Origin of the sequence: Kitasatospora sp. NPDC058032, assembly GCF_042885845.1 — a bacterium.
Classification (GTDB): Bacteria; Actinomycetota; Actinomycetes; order Streptomycetales; family Streptomycetaceae; genus Kitasatospora.
The window spans coordinates 49,715-68,466 of record NZ_JBHVRK010000013.1; the positions used below are offsets into that span (position 1 = coordinate 49,715).

An 18,752-nucleotide genomic window follows, 5' to 3' on the forward strand; every position below is an offset into this window, starting at 1 on the left:
CAACGTCGCTGGTCCGCCGGGCACTGCGGCGCCGGAGTGCCGCAAGGACCGCCCGGGTCATCGTGCGGAAGCGAACCGGCCATGGACCGCAAGGAATCCGCCACCGCCGCCAATCGCACGCGCAATGGTCACGAACGGTTTTCGGAGTGGTGGCTTCCGGTTCGGTCGCCGTCCCTAGCGTGCCGCCCATGACACAGAGTCACCGCCCCCACCGTGCACGTCGAACCGGTCTGCTGGCCGCCGCCGTCGCCTCCGCACTGAGCCTCACCACGGTCGCGCTGACCTCCCCGAGCGCCGCCTCCGCCGAGCCCGCCGCCCCGGCCGAGGCCGCCCTCGCCGCTCCGGCCGCCGCTCCGGCCGCCGGTGAGGTCGTCGTCGACGAGCACTTCGCCGGCCCGGCCCTCCCCGCCGGCTGGAACGCCGTCGAGGGCGACTGGAAGGTGGAGAACGGCCGGCTGGTCGGCACCTCCGCCAACTCCGGTCAGCAGAGCCGGATCACCTTCGGCCGCCACCTCGACGACTTCCGCATCGAGGCGACCGCCCGCTTCGAGAGCGTCCAGGACGCCGCCCGCTGGACCGCCTTCGGCCTGGACGTCCCCGCGAGCGGCGCCACCCCGTGGTCGATCGCCACCATGCGTTCCGGCACCACCGCGAGCAACGGTCTCGAGTTCGCCCAGCGCACCCCCGCCAACAGCTGGAACGTCACCAACACCGGCTCCGCGCCGACCGCCGCCGGCACCGGCCGTGACGTGCGCATCGCCGTCGAGGTGCACGGCACCACCGCCCGCTGGATCTTCGACGGCAAGGAGGTGATGCGCACCACCCAGGTCGCCCGCACCGCCGACGGCGGCCAGGCCCTGGTGGTCAACGGCTCGAAGGTCTCCTTCGACGACCTCAAGGTGACCGCGCTCGCCCCCGGCGGCTGGCTGCGCCCCGCCGGCTCGCCGCTCACCGTGTTCGCCCACCGCGGCGCCTCCTCCGCCGCCCCGGAGAACACCCTGGACTCGGACGAGGTCGCCCGGCGAGGTGGCGCCGAGTGGATCGAGAACGACGTCCAGCCCAGCAAGGACGGCGTCCCCTACGTGCTGCACGACGACACGGTGAACCGCACCACCAACGGCAAGGGCCGCGTCCGCGACCTGACGGCCGCCCAGCTGGACGCGCTGGACGCCGGCTCCTGGTTCGGCCCGACGTACGCGGGCGCCCGGGTGCCGAGCCTCGCCGCCCAGCTGGAGGACCTGCGCACCCGCGGCGGCAGCCTGCTGCTGGAGATCAAGGGCGCGCACACCCGCGACGAGGTCGCCCGGATCGTCAAGGAGGTCCGCGACCACGGCATGACCGGTCGGGTCTTCGTGCAGAGCTTCGAGGTCGACGCCCTGCGCTACACCCGCGAGCTGGCCCCCGAGCTGCCCCTCGGCCTGCTGCGCGGCGACCTGGACGCTGACCCGGTGGCCATCTCCAAGGAGCTCGGCCTGTCCGCCTACAACCCGGCCGACGGCGCCCTCGCCTCCCGCCTCGGCGTGGTGAAGGACTTGCACGCGGCCGGTGTCGCGGTCAACGTCTGGACCGTCGACTCGGCCGCCCGCTGGAAGGCCCTGGAGGCCGCCGGCGTCGACGGCATCATCACCAACCGCCCGGCCGAGCTGGCCGGTTGGAACTCCGCCTGGCTCCAGGGCGGCACCGTCACCACCCCGCCGGCCGCACCCACCGTGGCGATCACCTCGCCGGCCTCCGGCGCGACCCTGGACCGTGCCCAGCAGCCGGTGACCGCCGTGCAGGCGAGCGGCGCCGACACCGTCCGGCTCACCCTGGACGGCAAGGAGCTGCCGGCCGGCTCGCCGCTCGACACCACCGCGCTCACGCTCGGCAAGCACACCCTGCGGGCCGAGGCCACCGGCCCCGGTGGCCGCGCCGAGACGAGCACCGAGTTCACCGTCACGGCCACTCCGACCGGCCTGGCCTCGCTGGTGCTCACCTCCGGCGCCGAGCGCAACGCCGTCGCCACCCTCACCGTGATGCTCGGCCAGGGCCAGTACCAGCCGCTCGCCCACTGGGCCGACAACCAGGCCGGCCGCACCATCCCCGCCGACCGCGCCCGCCTGATCGCCGCCGACGCCCGCGCCCTGGACGCCGCCCCGCGAAGCTGACCCCCGCACCCCCCGCTCCACCCCGGGGACCTCGCGCCGCCCACCACGGCCCGAGGTCCCCACCCATTCCGGCCCGTCCACCGCTCCTGCCTCGTGGCCCCCGATCGATCGGCCGACGAGGCCCGTACCGACTCCGGGTGCCCCCAGCAGGCACTTCAACGATTCCTCGGCGAGCAGCGATCGAGCCTCAGCCCTTGACGGCCTCCGCGATCTGCTGGGCGGCCTGGGCGGGCGTGAGGTGCGTGGTGTCGACGACTTCGGCCTCGTGGTGCAGCCAGGTGCGGGCCGCTTCGGCGTAGGGCTCAAGGTACTTGAGGCGGAACCAGGAGTTGGGGCCGACGACGGTGTCTCCGGCGATGCGTCCGCGGAGGGTCTCCTGGTCGGCGTGGAGGACGAAGTGCCGTACTGGAATGGCGTGTTGGGCGAGTCCCGCGCTGATCTCGCGCCAGTACTGCTCGACCAGGACAGTCATCGGCATCACCAGGGTCCCGCCGGTGTAGTCGAGTACGCGACGGGCGGTCTCGACCACGAGTGGCCGCCACGGCGGCCAGTGCTGGAAGTTGTCCGTCCTGGGCAGGCCCGGCGTGATGTCCATGAGCGTCTCGCCGACCTTCTCGGCGTCGAACACCCGTGAATCCGGGATCAACTGCTGTACGAGGGCGCTGGTCGTCGTCTTGCCTGCGCCGTGGGTGCCGTTGAGCCATACGATCATGGGTCCGACGCTAGCGGTGTTCAGCCCGCAATTGGTGCCAATCGCAGTAAGGGACTGCTCTGGAGCGGGGTTGGACGTGTCGAACTCGGCCGGGTTGGGTGGGGGCGGGCCAGGAGGGGCCCGCCCGCGTCGCCAGGGGGTGTCAGGCGGCCTCGGGGGAGGCACGGGTGGGAGGGGGTGACTCTTCGTCAGCCGGTTCGTCGTTGTCCGGTGCCCGGGCCCAGCGGCCGGCGAGCAGGGCGCCCGCCACGAGTTGGAGCTGGTGGTACATCATCAGCGGCAGGACCAGGAGCCCGGCCTGCGGGCCGAAGAGGACGGTGGCCATCGGCAGACCGCCGGCCAGGCTCTTCTGCGACCCGCAGAGCACCGCCGCGATCCCGGAGGCCCGGTCGAGGCCCAGCAGACGCGCGCCGAGCCGGACGATGGTCAGCACGACCGCGAACAGGACCAGCAGGACCGTTCCCAGCCCGAGCAGGGCGGGCGGCGTCACGGTGGACCAGACGCCCTGTGTCACCGCGCCGCTGAACGCGGTGTAGACGACCAGCAGGATCGACCCCCGGTCGACCGGGGCGAGCACCCGGCGGTGCCGGCCCAGGAAGCCACCGATCGACGGCCGTAGCAGCTGCCCGAGCAGGAAGGGTGCGAGCAACTGGGCGCAGATCCGCAGCAGGCCGTCGGCCGACAGCGCGGCGTGTGCCCCCAGCAGCCAGGCTGCGAGCAGTGGTGTCAGTACCAGGCCGACCAGACCGGAGTAGGTGCCGGCGCAGATCGCCGCCGGTACGTTCCCGCGTGCGGCGCCGGTGAGCGCCACCGAGGACTGCACCGTGGACGGGACCACGCAGAGGAACAGCACACCCGCCCGCAGGTGCTCGGTGAGTGCGCCCGGCACGAGCGCCGTCACGGCCGCCCCGAGTGCCGGGAACAGGACGAAGGTGCAGGCCAGCACGAGCCCGTGCAGTCGCAGGTGGCGCAGCCCGGCGAGCGTCTCACGGGCGGAGAGCCGGGCGCCGTACAGGAAGAAGAGCAGCGCCACCGCGAGGCCGCAGGCCAGTTCGGCGCCGCGCGCCGCCCTTCCGGTGGCGGGCAGCACTGCGGCCAGCGCCACCGCCCCGGCCAGCGCCGCGACATACGGGTCGAGCGCGCGCCACCATCGGCGCCGCCGCTCACCGCCACCGGGCGGGCGGCCCCGGGCCCGCGTCGCGGGCGGTGCCCGGTGCTGACGGGCCGTGGTCATTCCCCACCCCCTTCCTCCGTCTCCGGGAGCGCCAGGGCGGTGCCCAGCAGACCGGTCGCCACGGCGGTGGAGCCGTCATGGTCGCTGCCGGCCGAGCCGCGCCCGATCTGAAGGTCGGCCGTTCGGTCGATCTCGATGATCGAGTCCGCCCGGGAGTTGTCGATCACGGTGACGAGGCTGCGCTCGGCGGCGGCCTCCGGTGCGAGGGCGCAGCCGATGACCGCCCAGGCCAAGACTCCGGCCAGCCCGGTCGTCGTGGCGAGCCCGGGGGAGCCGGGCTGCCGGAGCGTCACACGCCCACCTCCTCACGGGCGGGCGGGCGCGGGATGTTCCGCTCCAGCAGCTCGGTGGACTCGCGCACACCGATCTCCGGCCGCTGCCCGGCGGCGGCCGGCAACCGTCCGTCCGCCACCTTGAGCCCGGTGAGCGCCTCGTCCATCGCCTGGTGGGCGGCGAACAGACAGGGCGTGCTGTAGATGGCGACGTCCACCCCGAGCGTGCCCAGCTCGGACAGCGACAGCCGGGGCGACTTTCCGCCGGCGATCTGGTTGAACAGCAGCGGTTTGTCGCCCACCACGCGGCGGATCCGCCGGATCCACTCCTCGCTGCGCACGCCGTCGACCAGCACCACGTCCGCGTCGGTGGCGGCGAGGGCCTCGGCCCGGCGCAGGATGTCGGCCTCCTCGGTGGCGTCCGTGCGGGCCACCACGACCAGGTCGGTGCGGGCGGCGAGGACCAGGCCCAGCTTCTCCAGGTACTCGTCGAGGGGCAGGACCTGCTTGCCGTCGGCATGGCCGCAGCGGCGCGGCCGCTTCTGGTCCTCCAGGATGATGCCCGAGGCGCCGATCCGCTCCAGGCGCCGCACCACGTGGCAGGCCACCTCGGGGTCGACGTAGCCGTCGTCGATGTCGACCAGCAGGTGGTGCCGGGGGAAGGCGCCGCGCAGTCGCTCGACGAAGGCGACCATGTCCGGCCAGGCGATGAAGCCGATGTCGGGCAGGCCGTAGTAGGAGGCCGCGAAGCCGAAGCCGGAGACGAACATGCCGTCGTAGTGCGCGGCCGCGATGGAGGCGGAGTACATGTCGTAGACACCGATGAGCGGGGTCGTCCCCGGGGCGGCGATCCGCTCGCGCAGCCGCTGCCCGTAGCCGTCGTGAATGTTCCCGTGACGCAACGCCATCTCCTCGTCTGCCAGGGGCCCGTGCGGGACACGCGCGGTCCTTTGCCATAAGTTGGCCATTCCTAGGGCCAACTGAGACGCCATCACTATGCGCTCTTTAATGTTCCGTGGGCAAATCTTTAAATGAAGTTCCCTCGTTAGGGTGAATGCGGTCATATGAGTACGAGAAATGTGATGAATTCGCCGCCGCCCCGCCGCTATCCGGCGACCGTGGCCCGGCACGCGTCGGCGTACGCCCGCACCAGCGGCCGGTGCTCGTCCTCACGGCGCCAGGCGAGCACGTAGTGGCAGGCCCCGACGCCCCTCACCGGGCGGGTGGTGACACCGCCCAGGGTGATCAGCGGGGCGTTGCCCGCCGCCACCAGGCAGACGCCGAGGCCGGCGATCAGCGCCTCGTACGTCTCCTCCACGCCGGCGATCTCGGCGCCGATGCGCGGCGGCCGGCCGGCGCGGGCCTCCAGGGCCAGCCAGTAGTCCCGCAGCGGTCCCGCGCTCGGGGGCAGGGCGAGGAACGGCTCGTCTGCCAGCTCGGCGAAGTCGATCCCGGTGCGGGCGGCGAGCGGATGCGTGTCGGGCAGGGCGATCAGCCGGGGCTCCTCGGCGACCACCGTCCATCCGAAGCGCTCCTCGTCGGGCAGCGGAAGCCAGACGAAGGCGACGTCGACGCTGCCGTCCGCCAGGCCCGCCGTCGGGTCCTCCCAACTCGTCTGGCGCAGCCGGGTGGCGGCCTCCGGATGCGCGGCGCCGAAGCGCGAGCGGACGGCCGGGAGCAGGCCGCCCCGGGCCGGACTGGTGCTCATGCCCACCACGAGCGTGCTGCGCTGCTCCGCCTTGGCCGCCTCCACCGCCGCCGCGCCCTCCGTCCAGGCGGCCAGCACCCGCCGCGCGTGCGGCAGCAGGGCCCCGCCGGCGGCCGTCAGCGCCACTCCGTGCCGGTCCCGCCGGAACAGTTCCGCGCCCAGCCGCCGCTCCAGCGTCCGGATCTGTTTGCTCAGCGCGGGCTGCGACAGGTACAGCCGTTCGGCGGCACGGGTGAAGTGCAGTTCCTCGGCGACGGCGACGAAGTAGCGGAGGTCTCGCGCGTGGACGTCCATGGTCATCACCGTTGGCTATCACCGCGGGTCTTGGACGGGCAACGGAATTCGGCGGCACCCTGGTCGGTGTCAGGAGTTGTCCGATCGAGGGGATCCACGGGATCCAACGGGGAGTTCGTCATGAACAAGGTGTGGCTGGTCACCGGTGCGAGCAGCGGCTTCGGGCGGGCGATCACCCGGGCGGCCGTCGCCGCCGGCGACGTGGTGGTCGGCGCGGCCCGGCACCCGGAGGCGTTGAACGACCTGGTGGCCGCGCATCCCGACCAGGTGGCGGCGCTGCGGCTGGACGTCACCGACACCGCCGCGATCGAGGAGGCCGTCCGGGGCGTCGTGGCCCGGCACGGACGGATCGACGTACTGGTGAACAACGCGGGCCGCACCCACGTCGGCGCCGTCGAGGAGACCACCGACGAGGAGCTGCGCCGCCTGTTCGACGTGCACTTCTTCGGCCCGGCGGCCCTGGTCCGGGCGGTGCTGCCGCACATGCGGGAGCGGCGCTCGGGCGCGATCGTGCAGATGAGCAGTGTGGGCGGGCAGCTGTCCTTCGCGGGCTTCGGCGCCTACAGCGGGACCAAGTTCGCGCTGGAGGGCCTGTCCGAGGCGCTGGCGGACGAGGTGCGGGAGTTCGGCGTCAAGGTCCTGATCGTGGAGCCGGGCGCCTTCCGGACCTCGCTGTTCGAGACCGGCCGGGCCGGGGTCAGCGCGGACAGCGGGGTGTACCCGAAGGTGGAGGACACCCGCGCCCTGGTGGCCGGCGGGGACGGCTCGCAGCCCGGCGACCCGGCCAAGGCGGCGGCGGTCATCCTGGCCGCGCTGGAGGCGGAGTCGACCCCGCTGCGGCTGCCGCTCGGCGAGGACTCGGTGGGCGCCGTCCTCGCCCACCTCGACCAGGTCCGGGAGGATGTCGCCGCTTGGGAGGAGCGGTCCACGGCCACGGCCTTCGACGTCTGAGCCGACCGGGAGCCGACCGGGAGCCGACCGGTGCCGATCGGGTGGCGGCGGCCGATCAGAGCGCGAGCCGGCCGCCGCACACGTACCAGTGGCCGCCCGCCCGCAGGTGGTCGACCAGGGCGCGCTGGACGACCGTGTCCCGGGGGAGCGACTCCAGCGGCCGGTCGACGTCGCCGAAGACGTACCGCAGCGGATTGGTGTCCTCGGGCACGTGCGGTCGGCTCGGCCGCCGCAGCGGCGCGAACCGCCGCTGGAAGCGCAGGATGTTCGAGTCCTCCGGCAGGTAGTCGGCGAGCTGCGGGTCGAGCAGCCAGGAGAAGACGCAGGCGTTCCGGTACGGCTCGCCCGGGAAGTACCGGGGGAAGAACGCCCGGGCCCGGTCCAGCGCGCGGTCGCACGCCTCGGGGGAGAGCGGGCCGCAGTGGTCGGGGATGTGCACCTGGATGGTCCACTCGCCGGCCTCCGCCGCCCGCGCCGCCTCGGTGTCCGCCCCGGTCGGTCGACGGCGCTGGAACTGCAGTCGGCCGAGCTGGAAGAGCTCGCCCCGGAAGTGCAGCGTCAGCCAGCGCGGATTGCCCAGCCCGGAGTGGCCGCGCCACCGGCTCACCACGAGCTGCCGGCCGAGGTCGGCCAGCGTCGACCGGGTCACCTCCGGTGGGACGCCGAGCGCGCGGTGGTGGGCCCGGGTGTATGGGGCCAGCGCGGTGAAGAGCAGCGTCGCGAGGCCCGCGCCGTCCGCGACGCCGGCCGGCCAGTCGCGGTCGATGCCGGCCGGCTCCCCGAGCGTTCCCACGGCGCCCGCCTGGGCGTGCAGCGTCTCCTCGAAGAGCGCCCGCACTCCCCGGTCCCGGGCCAGCCGGGTGCGGGCCGCCAGCAGGCCGTTCACCTCCTCGAACGGCACCGCCAGCGCCAGCAGCGCCTCGGCCAGGTCCTCGTCGGCCGGAAGGTAGGGGCCCTCGGGCGGGCGGGGGGCGTGCGGCTGGTCGGACGGGTGCGGCGGTCGTGGTTCCACGGGGCCTCCACGGTGCGGGATCGCTCCGCCGGCGGGGTCGGCGGGCGTACCGGCCGACCCTATCCGCGGTCCCCCGGCGCGCCGGGGGGCGTCCGAGCAGCGGGATCGGCGCAGCAGCGTGAACACCAGCGCGATGACGCTGCCGAGAGAGCGGCTACCGGCCCCGCCGGCCACCGGCCCCGCCCGGACGGGCCCCTTGCCGATCCCGCAGCGCCCGCAGCCCGCGCCGGACGGCCCGGGTGGCCGCGGGCGGCAGCAGGTCGAGCAGCAGCCGGCGCGGACCCGAGTGCGGGACCGGCGGCCGTACGGCGACGTTCAGCCGCAGCACCCGCCGGTCCGCGATGGCGTCCTCGTCGACGGTGAACCCCTCGGCCCGCCAGTCCCGGGTGAGCAGGGCCTCGCGGACCGGCTCCGGATCGCCCCACGTCCCGTAGAACTTCATCGGGGTCAGCAGCACCGGCCGCAGCCCACCGGTGAACACCGCCTGCCAGACCGCCGCCGACACGCCCGGGGTGTGCTCCGAGCGGTAGTCGTCCAGCGCCACCAGGCCGTCCGCGGCCAGCGCCTGCCGCGCGACCGCGATGTCCCCGGCCACGTGCTCGTAGAGGTGGGAGGCGTCGACGTGGACGAAGCGGCAGCTGCCGGCCGGGATGCGGCCGTCGGCCAGCACGGAGGTCGGCGCCTGCACGATCGTCGGCAGTTCCGGGTGGAACGCCAGGTAGTTGGCCTCGAACCCGCGCCTGGTCAGCGAGGACCGGTAGGACATCGTCATCTCGGCGTCGTTGTCGGCGTCGCCCGCCTCGGAGTCGAACAGGTCGCAGACCGTCAGCCGCTCGCCCGGCCGGAGGTGGTCGCCGAGCAGGACGGCGCTGCGCCCGAGGTAGCTGCCGAGTTCGAGGATGTCGCCGGTGAGCCCGGCCGCGCTCTGGGCGGTGAGCAGGTGGCGGAAGGCCTCCTGGTCGAGCCGGAAGAACCAGCCGGGAATGTCCGCCGGGCGCGCCGGACGGGGTGCGTCCGGGGTGGTGGCGGGACGGACGGCGGGGCGGCGGGCGGCCGGCTGGTCGGAGGCGGTCTCGGCACTGGGCACGGCGGTCTCCCTCGGGACGGGACGGGGCGGGCGCGGGGCGGGCCCGTGCCCTGGTCACGCGCGGCGGTGCCGTGGTACCGGACGGATCGGCCGTGGTGGATGGCGGCTCATCATAGTCACGCCGCACCGGGCCGGACCGGTTCCGACCGGAGCGTCCGGCCGCTGTTCACGCGTTCGGCGTGTCGCCCTCCGGCCCGGCGATCGTCTCGGCCGGCCACGCCCGCTCGGCGTCGGCGGGATCCGGGCCGGTGTGACGATCGGCGCCCTCGTCCAACTCGCCCTGTTCCGCCTCCCGCTGCCCCGCCCCCCGGTCGGACGCGGGTGGCGCCGGGCCCGCCGCCGGTGCCGCTGAACGGGCGTCAGAAAATCGCTTGAGCGATCGAAGGGCGACTGCTTAAGCTGCACACGATCGATCTCCCGAAAGCGAAGGTGGAGCCATGGAGTCGAGTACTCGTCACACCGCCCTGATCGGCGCGGCCACCGCGGCGCTCGCCGCCGCGGCGGTGGTGAGCGGCGTGAGCGCCGTCCAGGAGCCCGCCAACGCTCCCGGCATCGTCGTCGAGGCGCACATGGGCATGCTCGGCCAGGCCGGTGGCCCGGACCGGCTCGCGGTCCAGGACCACATAGCGCTCTGACCCGCCACCGGACAGCGCCCGTGACCGCGCCGACCACGCTCACCGTGCCGACGGTGCCGACGGTGCTGCCCGAAGCTCGCGGCGACCACCCGGACGGTACCGCCGCCCCCGGCGACCCCACCGCCCGGATGGTCGCCGCGACGGCTGAGCGGCTGATCCGTCTCTGGGACGGACGGCCCGAGCTGCACCACCCCGGGTGGGCACGGCCCTTCCGTCAACTCGGTGACCTGCTGCCCGCGCAGGACGTCGAGTTCGCCGCGCACAACCCGCAGATGGTGCCGCTGCTCTGGTACCCGGCGCTGTGCCACGGCAGTGGGGCGAGGCCGGTGATCGATGTGTTCGACCACCTCCCCGCCGGGGCCGGCCCGCCGCTGCCCCGGCGGCAGGAGCTCTCCCGCGTCTACAGCTGGGCCCTGGCTTCCCGCACCGCCGTGGACTGGATCGCCGACCGTCTCGACGGCCGTGGTCTGCTGGAGGTCGGCGCAGGGAGCGGCTACTGGGCGTGGCTGCTGCGCGCCCGCGGCATCGACGTGCTGGCCACGGACGCCGTGGCCGACGCCGGACACAACGGGTTCACCGACCGCTTCCAGTACACCGAGGTCCGCCCCGGCCGGGCCGCCGAGGACGCCGCCGCCCACCCCGACCGGGTGCTCGCGCTGCTCTGGCCCCCGCACCGCGACCCGATGGCCGCCGACGCCCTGCGCGCCTACCGCGGCCCCGGCGTCCTCTACCTCGGCGACCGCTCCGGTGGCCTCTGCGCCGACCCGGCCTTCTTCGCACAACTCGCCTCCCACTGGCGCCCGGTGTCCCGCTGCCCGCTGACCCTGCGCTGGCTCGGCAATCACGACACCGCCACCTTCTTCGTCCGCCGCTGAAACGCCGCTGATCCGTCGCCGGCGACCACCTGTACGTGCTCGGTCGGCTTCGGGCGGACGCGCACGGTTCGCGAGGCGCGACAGGCAGGCCCGTCCTGGCAGAGCCGCTGTCGCGGTTCCCGGGGGCTCTCGAATGTGTCAGTGGTGGTTGCGATCCTGTGCGGCATGGACGACACGACCTTCTGGGCGCTCATGGACGAGCTGAGCAGTCAGCCGGGTGACCGGCACCAACGGCTGGAGTGGCTGCGCGGGAGCCTGTGGCGCAGACCGGCCGCGGAGGCGGTGGAGTTCCAGGCACATCTGGAGGCCGCGTGCGCGGCGGTCGGCACGGACGCACTGTGGCGGGCGGTGCGCCGGATCGAGGGCGGCCTGTGCTCCGACGACGGTTTCGACTACTTCGCGCTCTGGCTGGTGGCCCAGGGGCGGGGGACGTACCAGGCCGTGCTCGCCGATCCGGACGCCCTCGCCGACGTTGCCGAGGTGCGGGCCCTGGTGGGACGGGACCTGCGGGAGTGGCATGACGACGAGTGGCCGGAATGGGAGGAGCTCGACTACGTGGCCCAGGAGGCGTTCGGCGAGCTGACGGGCCAGGAGGACGACGGCTGCGAGGCGTTCCACGAGGCTCTGGACGCCGTCCAGGAGGCATGGGCGGAGCCCGAGGACGAGACCGGCGCCGCAGCGGCCGCCGTGCGGGCCGGGACACCCCGCCTCGACGCGCTCTTCCCCGCGCAACCCGGTGTCTGATCGCTGACGCGGTGCCGACACCCGCTGCCGATCCGCCGCTCGGACGGTGGTGGGGCCGCCGGTACGACATGGTCATGCGAATGGGCGGTTACCCTGACGGATCGTGTGGGAACTGTTGGCGGAGTTCCAACCCCACCGAGGAGGACCTCCCATGAAACGACTGCTCTGCGCTGCCGCTGCCGCTGCCGCCGCCACGATCCTGTGCCTGACCGGTGTCGGCGCCGCCGCCGCGGCCGACACGGACCCCAACTGGGCCGCCCTCGGTACGGGCGACGCGACCTGGCCCACCGACGGGCCGGACTCCAACTGGGCCGCCCTCGGCACCGGTGCGCAGTGGACCACCGATGGCGCGGAGTCCCCCTGGGCCGCGCTCGGTACGGGCGACGCGGCCTGGCCGGCCGACGGGGCGGACTCCAACTGGGCCGCGCTCGGCACGGACGCTCCCGCGCCCGTCGCCGGTGCGCCCGTCGCCGGTGCGCCCGTCGAGCAGCCGACGAACTGATGCCGGTGCGAGGCACCGAACGGCAACCCGCCGGGAGCCGCGCCCCCTCACGGTAGGCCCGGCCCCGTCGCCCGGCTCGGCCCGATCGCGGGAACGCGGTCGGGCCGAGCCGTTTCGGTGCCCCGTGGCCGGTCGGCCGGTCGGCCGGTCGGTCGGACCGACGGCCGGTCACGCGATGCGTACCGCCGGGAGCCGGGTGGCGAGCAGCGCTCCGCCGGCGGCGGTGGCCGCCAGTACGGCGAGGGCCGCAGGGAGGGCGTCGACCAGGGGGCGGCCGGCGGTGAGGGTGGTGGCGGCGGCCACACCGAGCGCGGGCCCGATGTTCATCGCCGTCTGCTGCAATCCGCCCGCCACCCCGGCCGCGTGCACCGGGGTAGCGCGCACCAGCGCGGCCGTCGCCGTCGCCATCACCGCCCCGAAGCCGGCGCCCAGCAGCAGGAACGCCACGCCGAGCACGAGCGCCGGAGTGCCCGGGCGCAGGGCCGCGACAGTCAGGGCGCCCGCCGTGATCGAGCACATCCCGGCGACGACCGTGCGGCGCGGCCCGTGCCGCCGGGTCAGCAGGGCCGACGCGGGCGCGGCCGCCACCATCGCCACCGCCAGCGGCAGCGCCCGGAGCGCACTGGCGAGCGGATCGAGGGACAGCACGTCCTGCAGGAAGTAGGTGGCGAGGAAGAGCGTGCCGAACAGCGTGGCCGAGGCGGCGAGCAGTACGCCGAGTGCCGGGGTCACCGCCGGGGTCCGGAGGAGGGCCGGCGGCAGCAACGGCGACCGGGCGCTGCGCTCGTGGCGGACGAAGGCCGCGCCGAGGGCGGCCGAGGCCGCGAGCCCGAGCCCGCTGCCCGGTGTCGGGCCCCGGTCCGGCAGGCCGGTCAAGGTGAAGACCAGGCAGGCCAGCGCGCAGCCGAGCAGTGCGGCGCCCGGCAGGTCCAGGCCGACCGTGCGGCCGGTCGCACGGCCGTCGGCGTCGGCGTCGTCGGCGGTGGCGGGCAGCGGGACCAGCAGCGCGGCCACGCCGGCCACGGCGGCCGGTGCGAGGGTCAGGAGGAAGACCGACCGCCAGCCCAGCTGGGTGGTCAGGGCGCCGCCGATCACCGGGCCGGCGGCGGCCGAGAGCCCGATCGCGCTGGTGCGCAGCGCGATCGCCCGGCCCAGCAGGTCGGCCGGGTAGGCGGCACGCAGCAGGCCCAGGGTGGCGGGCTGGAGCAGTGCGCCCGCCGCGCCCTGGAGGACCCTAAGGCCGATCACCCAGCCGATGCCGGGGGCGAGCCCGATGGCGGCCGAGGCGGCGCCGAAGCCGAGCACGCCGACCGCGAAGACCCGGCGGTGGCCGTAGCGGTCGCCGAGCCGCCCGGCGAGGACGAGCAGGGCCGCCACCGTGACCAGGTAGGCGGTGCTGGTCCACTGGACGGCGGCGAGGGAGGCGTGCAGGTCGCGCTGGAGACTGGGCTGGGCGACGGTGAGCACCGTCCCGTCGAGGGCGACGATCGCGGCGCCGAGGATGCTGCCGGTCAGGGTGAGCCGCCGCGCGCCGGTCCCGGTCACCGTGCCGGCCCCGCTCGCCACGCGGGTTTCGCTCACCGGGGTGCCTGACCGAGGTGGGCGTCGAGCGTGGCGCGCAGGACGGGGTCCAGGGCGTCGGTTCCGGTGGTGAGGGCGAGGCTGCCCCAGGCGCGGAGCTGGGCGAGGCCGTGCAGGTTGGCCCAGAGCGCCGCCGCGGCCGTCGTCGGGGAGGGGTCGCCGTCGCCGGTGGGCGGGTGGACCAGGGCGACCAGGCGGGTGAGGGCGTCGAACAGCGGGAGCGAGGTGCGCCGCAGCTCGGCGCCGCTGCCTTCGAGAACGTCGTGACGGAACATCAGCTCGAACATGCCCGGCCGGTCGGCCGCGAAGGCCAGGTAGCCGCGGGCGAGCCGTTCGAGCCGGGCGCGGGCCTCGGCGGGGCCGTGGACGGCGGTCGTCTCGTGGGCGCCGGCGCCGCGCAGTCCGAGGGTGCCGGCCAGGTCGTCGAAGCCGTGCCGGGCGATGGCGGCGAGCAGTTCGGCGTGGGTGGCGAAGTGGCGGCGCGGGGCTCCGTGCGAGACCCCGGCCTGGCGGGCGATCTCGCGCAGGGTGAGCGCGTGCACGCCCTCCAGGGTGAGCAGCTCGACCCCGGCGGCGACCAGGCGGGCGCGCAAGCCGGCGGGGTTGTCCTGTTCGGTCATGGGGGAGTGTCTACCAAGGCCGAGTAGACACTGTCTACTCGCGTCCGGGCCCGGTCGGCAGGCACAATCGCGGCATGGACGAGGGCGGCGAGTCGGCCTGCTGGCTGGACCGGGTGTGCGACGCGTGCGGGCGGCTGCGCGAGCGGTCCGGCCCCGGCTCCTGCGAGCACTGCGGCGGCGGTGCGCGGGCCACCGAGGGCGTGCCGTCGAACAGCGAGCGCGCCGAGGACGAGCGCGCCGAGGACGCGGAAAGCCCCGGGGCGGACCACCGGAGGTGACCCGCCCGGGGGCAGGGTGTGCGGTCGGCGCGCGGGCGCGCCGTTCAGGACCTGGTCAGCGCGACAGGCCGTCGAGCGGCTGCCCGGACCCCTCGTCCAGCGGATCCTCCACCGGCTCCGCGGCGTCCGCCGACGTGCCCTGCACGGGGATCCGCGCCTCGGAGGTCCGCGCCTCGGGAGCCCAGGGACGCCGGCGCCGGGCGAGCACGGCGCCCAGCCGTTCCACGGCGGGCTGGGTGTACCGGGCGGCGAGCGGGCCGGTGACCACCAGGATGAGCACGTACGCCGTGGCCAGCGGGCCGAGGCCGGGCTCGATCCCGGCCGTGACGGCGAGCCCGGCGATGACGATGGAGAACTCGCCGCGCGAGACCAGCGCCCCGCCGGCCCGCCACCGGCCGCGGGTGGCGATCCCGGCGCGGCGGGCCGCCCAGTAGCCGGTCGCGACCTTGGTGAGCGCGGTGACCACGGCCAGCAGCAGGGCCGGGAGCAGCACCGGCGGGATGCTGGTCGGGTCGGTGCTGAGGCCGAAGAAGACGAAGAACACCGCCGCGAAGAGGTCCCGCAGCGGGCTGAGCAGGGTGTGCGCGCCCTCGGCGGCCTCGCCGGAGAGCGCGATGCCCACCAGGAACGCGCCGACCGCCGCCGACACCTGGAGCTGCTGCGCGATGCCCGCGACCAGCAGGGTCAGCCCGAGCACCACCAGCAGCAGCTTCTCCGGGTCGTCGTGGGAGACGAACCGGGAGATCACCCGGCCGTAGCGGAGCGCGACGAAGAGCACCGCGCCGGCGGTGGCCAGGGCGATGGCCAGCGTGATCGAGCCCGCGAGCAGGCCGGCCCCGGCCAGCAGCGCCGTCAGGATCGGCAGGTAGACCGCCATCGCGAGGTCCTCCAGCACCAGGATGCTGAGGATCACCGGGGTCTCCCGGTTGCCGAGCCGGCCGAGGTCGCCGAGCACCTTGGCGATGACGCCCGAGGACGAGATCCAGGTGACGCCGGCGAGCACCACGGCGGCCACCGGTCCCCAGCCGAGCAGCAGCGCGGCGACGGCGCCGGGTATCGCGTTGAGCAGGAAGTCGACCGCGCCGGCCGGGTACTGGGCCTTGAGGTTGGTGACCAGGTCGGCGGCGGTGTACTCCAGGCCCAGCATCAGCAGCAGCAGGACGACGCCGATCTCGGCGCCGGTCGCCACGAACTCCTCGCTGGCGCTCAGCGGCAGCAGCCCGCCGGTGCCGAAGGCGAGCCCGCCGAGCAGGTAGAGCGGGATCGGGGAGAAGCCGTAGCGGCCGGCGATCCGGCCGAGCAGTCCGAGGACGAGGATGACCGAGCCGAGCTCGATGAAGACGGTCGCGGTGTGCACCCCCCGATCACCCCCGCTCCAGGATCGCCGCCGCCGCGTCCACACCCTCGCGGGTGCCGATCACGATGAGCGTGTCGCCGCCCGCCAGCCGGAAGTCCGGTGCGGGGGAGGGGACGGCGCCGGTGCGCCGCAGCACGGCGACGATCGAGGCGCCGGTCTCGGTGCGCATCCTGGTCTCGCCGAGCAGCCGCCCGTTCCAGTACGAGGTGCCGTCGACCGGGAGCCGCTCGGCGACCAGGCCGAGGTCGGTGGTGTGCAGCAGGGCCGGGTTGTGGTGGGCCGGGGTCAGGGCGTCGACCAGGGCGGTGGACTCCTCGGCGGTCAGCCGGAAGGCCTGGGAGCAGGCGTCGGGGTCGTCCGAGCGGTAGACGTTGAGGCTGCGTGAGCCGTCCCGGTGGGCGATCACGGACAGGTGCCGCTGTTCTCGGGTGGTGAGGTCGTACTGGACTCCGACACCGGGGAGCGGGGTGGTCCGGACACGGGCGATCGACACGGCGGCTGTCCTCTCGTCAGAGCGGTTCCCAGAGGCTGCGCACGGCGCGGGCACGCCGGAGCACGGGACGCCGGCGCCTGACCGCGTATGAGACGCGAACGCGCAACCGGACTAATAGTAATGAGTATGTAAAGTCTGAAAATAGTGCCCCGGTCCGTGGGTGCGCCGGGAAGCGCGCGCACGAACCGGGGCGGCGGGCCGGTGACTGCGTGACGGCCCGGGTTCGGGGAGGGGACTACTGCGGCGGGCGGTCGTCGCGCAGCTGGTCCTTGAGCTTCTCCTGGCCCGTGTCGACCTGGCCGCTGTACTTGCCCTGGGTACGTTCGTCGACCATGTCGCCGGCCTTGTCGACGCCCTTCTCGGTCTGGTCCTCATGGCCCTTGAGCATGCTCTTGAGCTTGTCGAACATGGACATGTGGTCACACTCCCGGATGAGACGGCCCCACCTCTCCCAGCATCGCCGCACACCGGGGTGTCCGCATCCGGTCAGCTTGTGCGCCGGGCTTGGCAAGGGGGCGAGGAACATGTCAAATCGGGAGTCCCACGGACCGTCGGAAGGACAAGCCTTGAACGCTCGGACCGGTCGCCCGGCCGCCACCCTCCGCGCCCGCACCGCCCCCGCCCGCCGGACGGCGGGCGCCGCGCTGGCGGTGGCGGCGCTGGTCACCCCGCTGCTGCTGGTCGGCACCGGCAGCGCCGCCGCCGACCCGGACCCGGCCCGCAAGGGGGCGAAGCTGGCCGCCCGTCTGGTGGAGGAGAGCAGTGTGGACGGTGCCTACGACACCCTGGAGGCGCTCCAGCGGATCGCCCGCCGCAACGGCGGCAACCGGGTGGCGGGCACGTCCGGCCACGACCAGTCCGCCGGCTACGTCTACGAGCAGGCCCGCCGGGCCGGGCTCAAGGTGTCCAGGCAGCAGTTCGAGTACACGTACTTCCAGGAGCTGTCCGAGCGGCTCTCGGTGGTCTCGCCGCAGGCCGAGGACGTCGTGATCAAGGCGATGACCTACTCGGTCGGCGGCCCGGACGCGGGTCTGACCGCGGCGCTCGCGGTGGTCCCGGTCGACGCCACCACCGGCTGCGAGGCCGCCGACTACGCCTCCGGCGCGGTCACCGGGAAGATCGCGCTGATCCGGCGCGGCGGCTGCAGCTTCGCGGTCAAGCAGGCCGCGGCGGCCGACGCGGGCGCCCTCGGCGCGGTGATCTACAACAACGTCGAGGGCGACCTCAACGGCACCCTCGGCGAGCCGGGCCTCGGGCGGATCCCGGTCGGCGGCATCACCCAGGCCGCCGGACAGGCGCTCGCCGCCAAGGCGGCGGCCGGCCCGGTCACCGTCGCCCTGGACATCCGCACCTTCATGGAGAAGCGCACGACCTGGAACGTCATCGCCGAGACCCGCGGCGGCGACCCGGACAACACCGTCGTGATCGGCTCGCACCTCGACTCGGTGCAGGCCGGCCCCGGCATCAACGACAACGCCTCCGGCACGGCCGGCATCCTCGAGGTCGCCAGGAACCTCGCCCACCGTCCGGTGAAGAACAAGGTCCGGTTCGCCTGGTGGTCCGCCGAGGAGTTCGGCCTGCGGGGCTCCGCGGCGTACGTGAAGTCGCTCTCCGAGGCCGACCGCAAGAAGATCAAGCTCTACCTGAACTTCGACATGATCGCCTCGCCCAACTCCGCGCAGTTCGTCTACGACGGCGACGACTCCGACCACGTGGGCTCCGGCCCCGGCCCGGACGGCTCCGCGCAGCTGGAGCGGCACATCACCGACTACCTCGACCGCCGCGGCCTGCCGCACGAGGGCACCGACTTCACCGGCCGCTCCGACTACGGTCCGTTCATCGACGCGGGCATCCCGGCCGGCGGCACCGACACCGGCGCCGAGGTGATCAAGACGCCCGCCCAGGCCGCCAAGTACGGCGGAACCGCCGGCCAGGCCTTCGACCCCTGCTACCACAAGGCCTGCGACGACCTCCGCAACCTGGACCTGACCGCCTTCGACGTCAACATCGACGTCATCGCGGACTCGGTGGGCACCTACGCCTGGGACCTCTCCTCGCTGCACACCCCCGTCCCGCCGCAGCGCACCGAGGGCGGCGGCCTCCAGGAGGGCCACGCGCACGAGGTCGAGGTCTGATCCGGTCCGGCCCGGCCCCCTTTCCCCGCCCGGCGGGCAGGGGGCCGGACCGGCAACCCGGTCGGGCGCCCGGCGGTAGGGGTCCGATGGGTGCGCGGGGCGGGGGCCTGACACC

Annotated in this window: 20 protein-coding genes; 8 read left to right on the forward strand and 12 right to left on the reverse strand. The window is 74.4% G+C overall.

All coding sequences use genetic code 11. The annotated features are described in order from the left end of the window. Positions 1–188: 188 nt before the first annotated feature. Complete coding sequence (locus ACFVUH_RS21390) at positions 189–2,147, forward strand: glycerophosphodiester phosphodiesterase family protein (protein WP_387914907.1); 1,959 nt, start codon at positions 189–191, stop codon at positions 2,145–2,147. Positions 2,148–2,334: 187 nt separating this feature from the next. On the opposite strand, the gene ACFVUH_RS21395 is transcribed toward ACFVUH_RS21390, so the two are convergent. The 5 genes from ACFVUH_RS21395 to ACFVUH_RS21415 all read right to left on the reverse strand — a co-directional run bounded on the left by ACFVUH_RS21395 (position 2,335) and on the right by ACFVUH_RS21415 (position 6,373). After that, positions 2,335–2,859, reverse strand: a complete 525-nt coding sequence (locus ACFVUH_RS21395) for an AAA family ATPase (protein ID WP_387914908.1) — start codon at positions 2,857–2,859, stop codon at positions 2,335–2,337. Between the two features lie 142 nt (positions 2,860–3,001). After that, a complete protein-coding gene (locus tag ACFVUH_RS21400; protein WP_387914909.1) occupies positions 3,002–4,093 on the reverse strand; it encodes a bile acid:sodium symporter family protein in 1,092 nt (363 codons plus the stop codon). Next, the gene (locus tag ACFVUH_RS21405) at positions 4,090–4,386 is read right to left on the reverse strand and encodes a hypothetical protein (RefSeq protein ID WP_387914910.1); all 297 of its coding nucleotides are present in this window, start codon (positions 4,384–4,386) and stop codon (positions 4,090–4,092) included. Before ACFVUH_RS21405 ends, ACFVUH_RS21400 begins: the two co-directional genes overlap by 4 nt. Next, on the reverse strand, positions 4,383–5,273 hold the full coding sequence (locus ACFVUH_RS21410; RefSeq protein ID WP_387914911.1) for an oxaloacetate decarboxylase: 891 nt from the start codon (positions 5,271–5,273) through the stop codon (positions 4,383–4,385). The genes ACFVUH_RS21405 and ACFVUH_RS21410 overlap by 4 nt, the downstream gene beginning before the upstream one ends. 197 nt (positions 5,274–5,470) lie before the next feature. Further along, positions 5,471–6,373, reverse strand: a complete 903-nt coding sequence (locus ACFVUH_RS21415) for a LysR family transcriptional regulator (RefSeq protein ID WP_387914912.1) — start codon at positions 6,371–6,373, stop codon at positions 5,471–5,473. Between the two features lie 114 nt (positions 6,374–6,487). Here ACFVUH_RS21415 and ACFVUH_RS21420 point away from each other — a divergent pair, with 114 nt between their 5' ends. Further along, entirely contained in the window at positions 6,488–7,318 is an 831-nt protein-coding gene (locus ACFVUH_RS21420; protein ID WP_387914913.1) for an oxidoreductase, read from the forward strand. 55 nt (positions 7,319–7,373) lie between these two features. On the opposite strand, the gene ACFVUH_RS21425 is transcribed toward ACFVUH_RS21420, so the two are convergent. Continuing rightward, positions 7,374–8,330: an acyltransferase domain-containing protein gene (locus tag ACFVUH_RS21425; RefSeq protein WP_387914914.1), complete on the reverse strand. Its 957-nt coding sequence runs from the start codon at positions 8,328–8,330 to the stop codon at positions 7,374–7,376. A gap of 154 nt (positions 8,331–8,484) precedes the next feature. Then, the gene (locus tag ACFVUH_RS21430; protein ID WP_387914915.1) at positions 8,485–9,417 is read right to left on the reverse strand and encodes a class I SAM-dependent methyltransferase; all 933 of its coding nucleotides are present in this window, start codon (positions 9,415–9,417) and stop codon (positions 8,485–8,487) included. A gap of 437 nt (positions 9,418–9,854) precedes the next feature. On the opposite strand from ACFVUH_RS21430, the gene ACFVUH_RS21435 reads away from it, so the two are divergent. From ACFVUH_RS21435 to ACFVUH_RS21450, 4 genes are all read left to right on the forward strand, one after another. Further along, a complete protein-coding gene (locus ACFVUH_RS21435; protein WP_387914916.1) occupies positions 9,855–10,052 on the forward strand; it encodes a hypothetical protein in 198 nt (65 codons plus the stop codon). 20 nt (positions 10,053–10,072) lie between these two features. Further along, positions 10,073–10,927 carry a hypothetical protein gene (locus tag ACFVUH_RS21440; protein ID WP_387914917.1) on the forward strand — a complete coding sequence of 285 codons (855 nt, stop codon included), beginning with the start codon at positions 10,073–10,075 and terminating at the stop codon, positions 10,925–10,927. 165 nt (positions 10,928–11,092) lie between these two features. Next, entirely contained in the window at positions 11,093–11,671 is a 579-nt protein-coding gene (locus tag ACFVUH_RS21445) for a DUF4240 domain-containing protein (protein ID WP_387914918.1), read from the forward strand. A 151-nt stretch (positions 11,672–11,822) separates the two neighbouring features. Continuing rightward, complete coding sequence (locus ACFVUH_RS21450; protein WP_387914919.1) at positions 11,823–12,173, forward strand: hypothetical protein; 351 nt, start codon at positions 11,823–11,825, stop codon at positions 12,171–12,173. A 168-nt stretch (positions 12,174–12,341) separates the two neighbouring features. On the opposite strand, the gene ACFVUH_RS21455 is transcribed toward ACFVUH_RS21450, so the two are convergent. Beyond that, positions 12,342–13,754, reverse strand: coding sequence for an MFS transporter (locus ACFVUH_RS21455; RefSeq protein ID WP_387914920.1), 1,413 nt, complete (start codon positions 13,752–13,754; stop codon positions 12,342–12,344). Next, positions 13,751–14,374 (reverse strand): TetR/AcrR family transcriptional regulator, encoded by a 624-nt coding sequence (locus tag ACFVUH_RS21460; RefSeq protein WP_387914921.1) that lies wholly within the window; start codon positions 14,372–14,374, stop codon positions 13,751–13,753. Before ACFVUH_RS21460 ends, ACFVUH_RS21455 begins: the two co-directional genes overlap by 4 nt. A 74-nt stretch (positions 14,375–14,448) precedes the next feature. Between ACFVUH_RS21460 and ACFVUH_RS21465 the strand changes: the two genes are divergently transcribed. After that, positions 14,449–14,652 carry a hypothetical protein gene (locus tag ACFVUH_RS21465; RefSeq protein ID WP_387914922.1) on the forward strand — a complete coding sequence of 68 codons (204 nt, stop codon included), beginning with the start codon at positions 14,449–14,451 and terminating at the stop codon, positions 14,650–14,652. A gap of 55 nt (positions 14,653–14,707) precedes the next feature. Here ACFVUH_RS21465 and ACFVUH_RS21470 read toward each other — a convergent pair whose 3' ends face one another. The 3 genes from ACFVUH_RS21470 to ACFVUH_RS21480 form a co-directional block, all read right to left on the reverse strand. Beyond that, on the reverse strand, positions 14,708–16,009 hold the full coding sequence (locus ACFVUH_RS21470) for a cation:proton antiporter (RefSeq protein WP_387914923.1): 1,302 nt from the start codon (positions 16,007–16,009) through the stop codon (positions 14,708–14,710). A 7-nt stretch (positions 16,010–16,016) separates the two neighbouring features. Next, positions 16,017–16,502: a TrkA C-terminal domain-containing protein gene (locus ACFVUH_RS21475; protein ID WP_355361085.1), complete on the reverse strand. Its 486-nt coding sequence runs from the start codon at positions 16,500–16,502 to the stop codon at positions 16,017–16,019. Between the two features lie 235 nt (positions 16,503–16,737). Further along, the gene (locus ACFVUH_RS21480) at positions 16,738–16,917 is read right to left on the reverse strand and encodes an antitoxin (RefSeq protein ID WP_387914924.1); all 180 of its coding nucleotides are present in this window, start codon (positions 16,915–16,917) and stop codon (positions 16,738–16,740) included. A 229-nt stretch (positions 16,918–17,146) separates the two neighbouring features. Here ACFVUH_RS21480 and ACFVUH_RS21485 point away from each other — a divergent pair, with 229 nt between their 5' ends. Continuing rightward, positions 17,147–18,637 (forward strand): M28 family metallopeptidase, encoded by a 1,491-nt coding sequence (locus tag ACFVUH_RS21485; RefSeq protein WP_387915036.1) that lies wholly within the window; start codon positions 17,147–17,149, stop codon positions 18,635–18,637. Positions 18,638–18,752 lie beyond the last annotated feature (115 nt).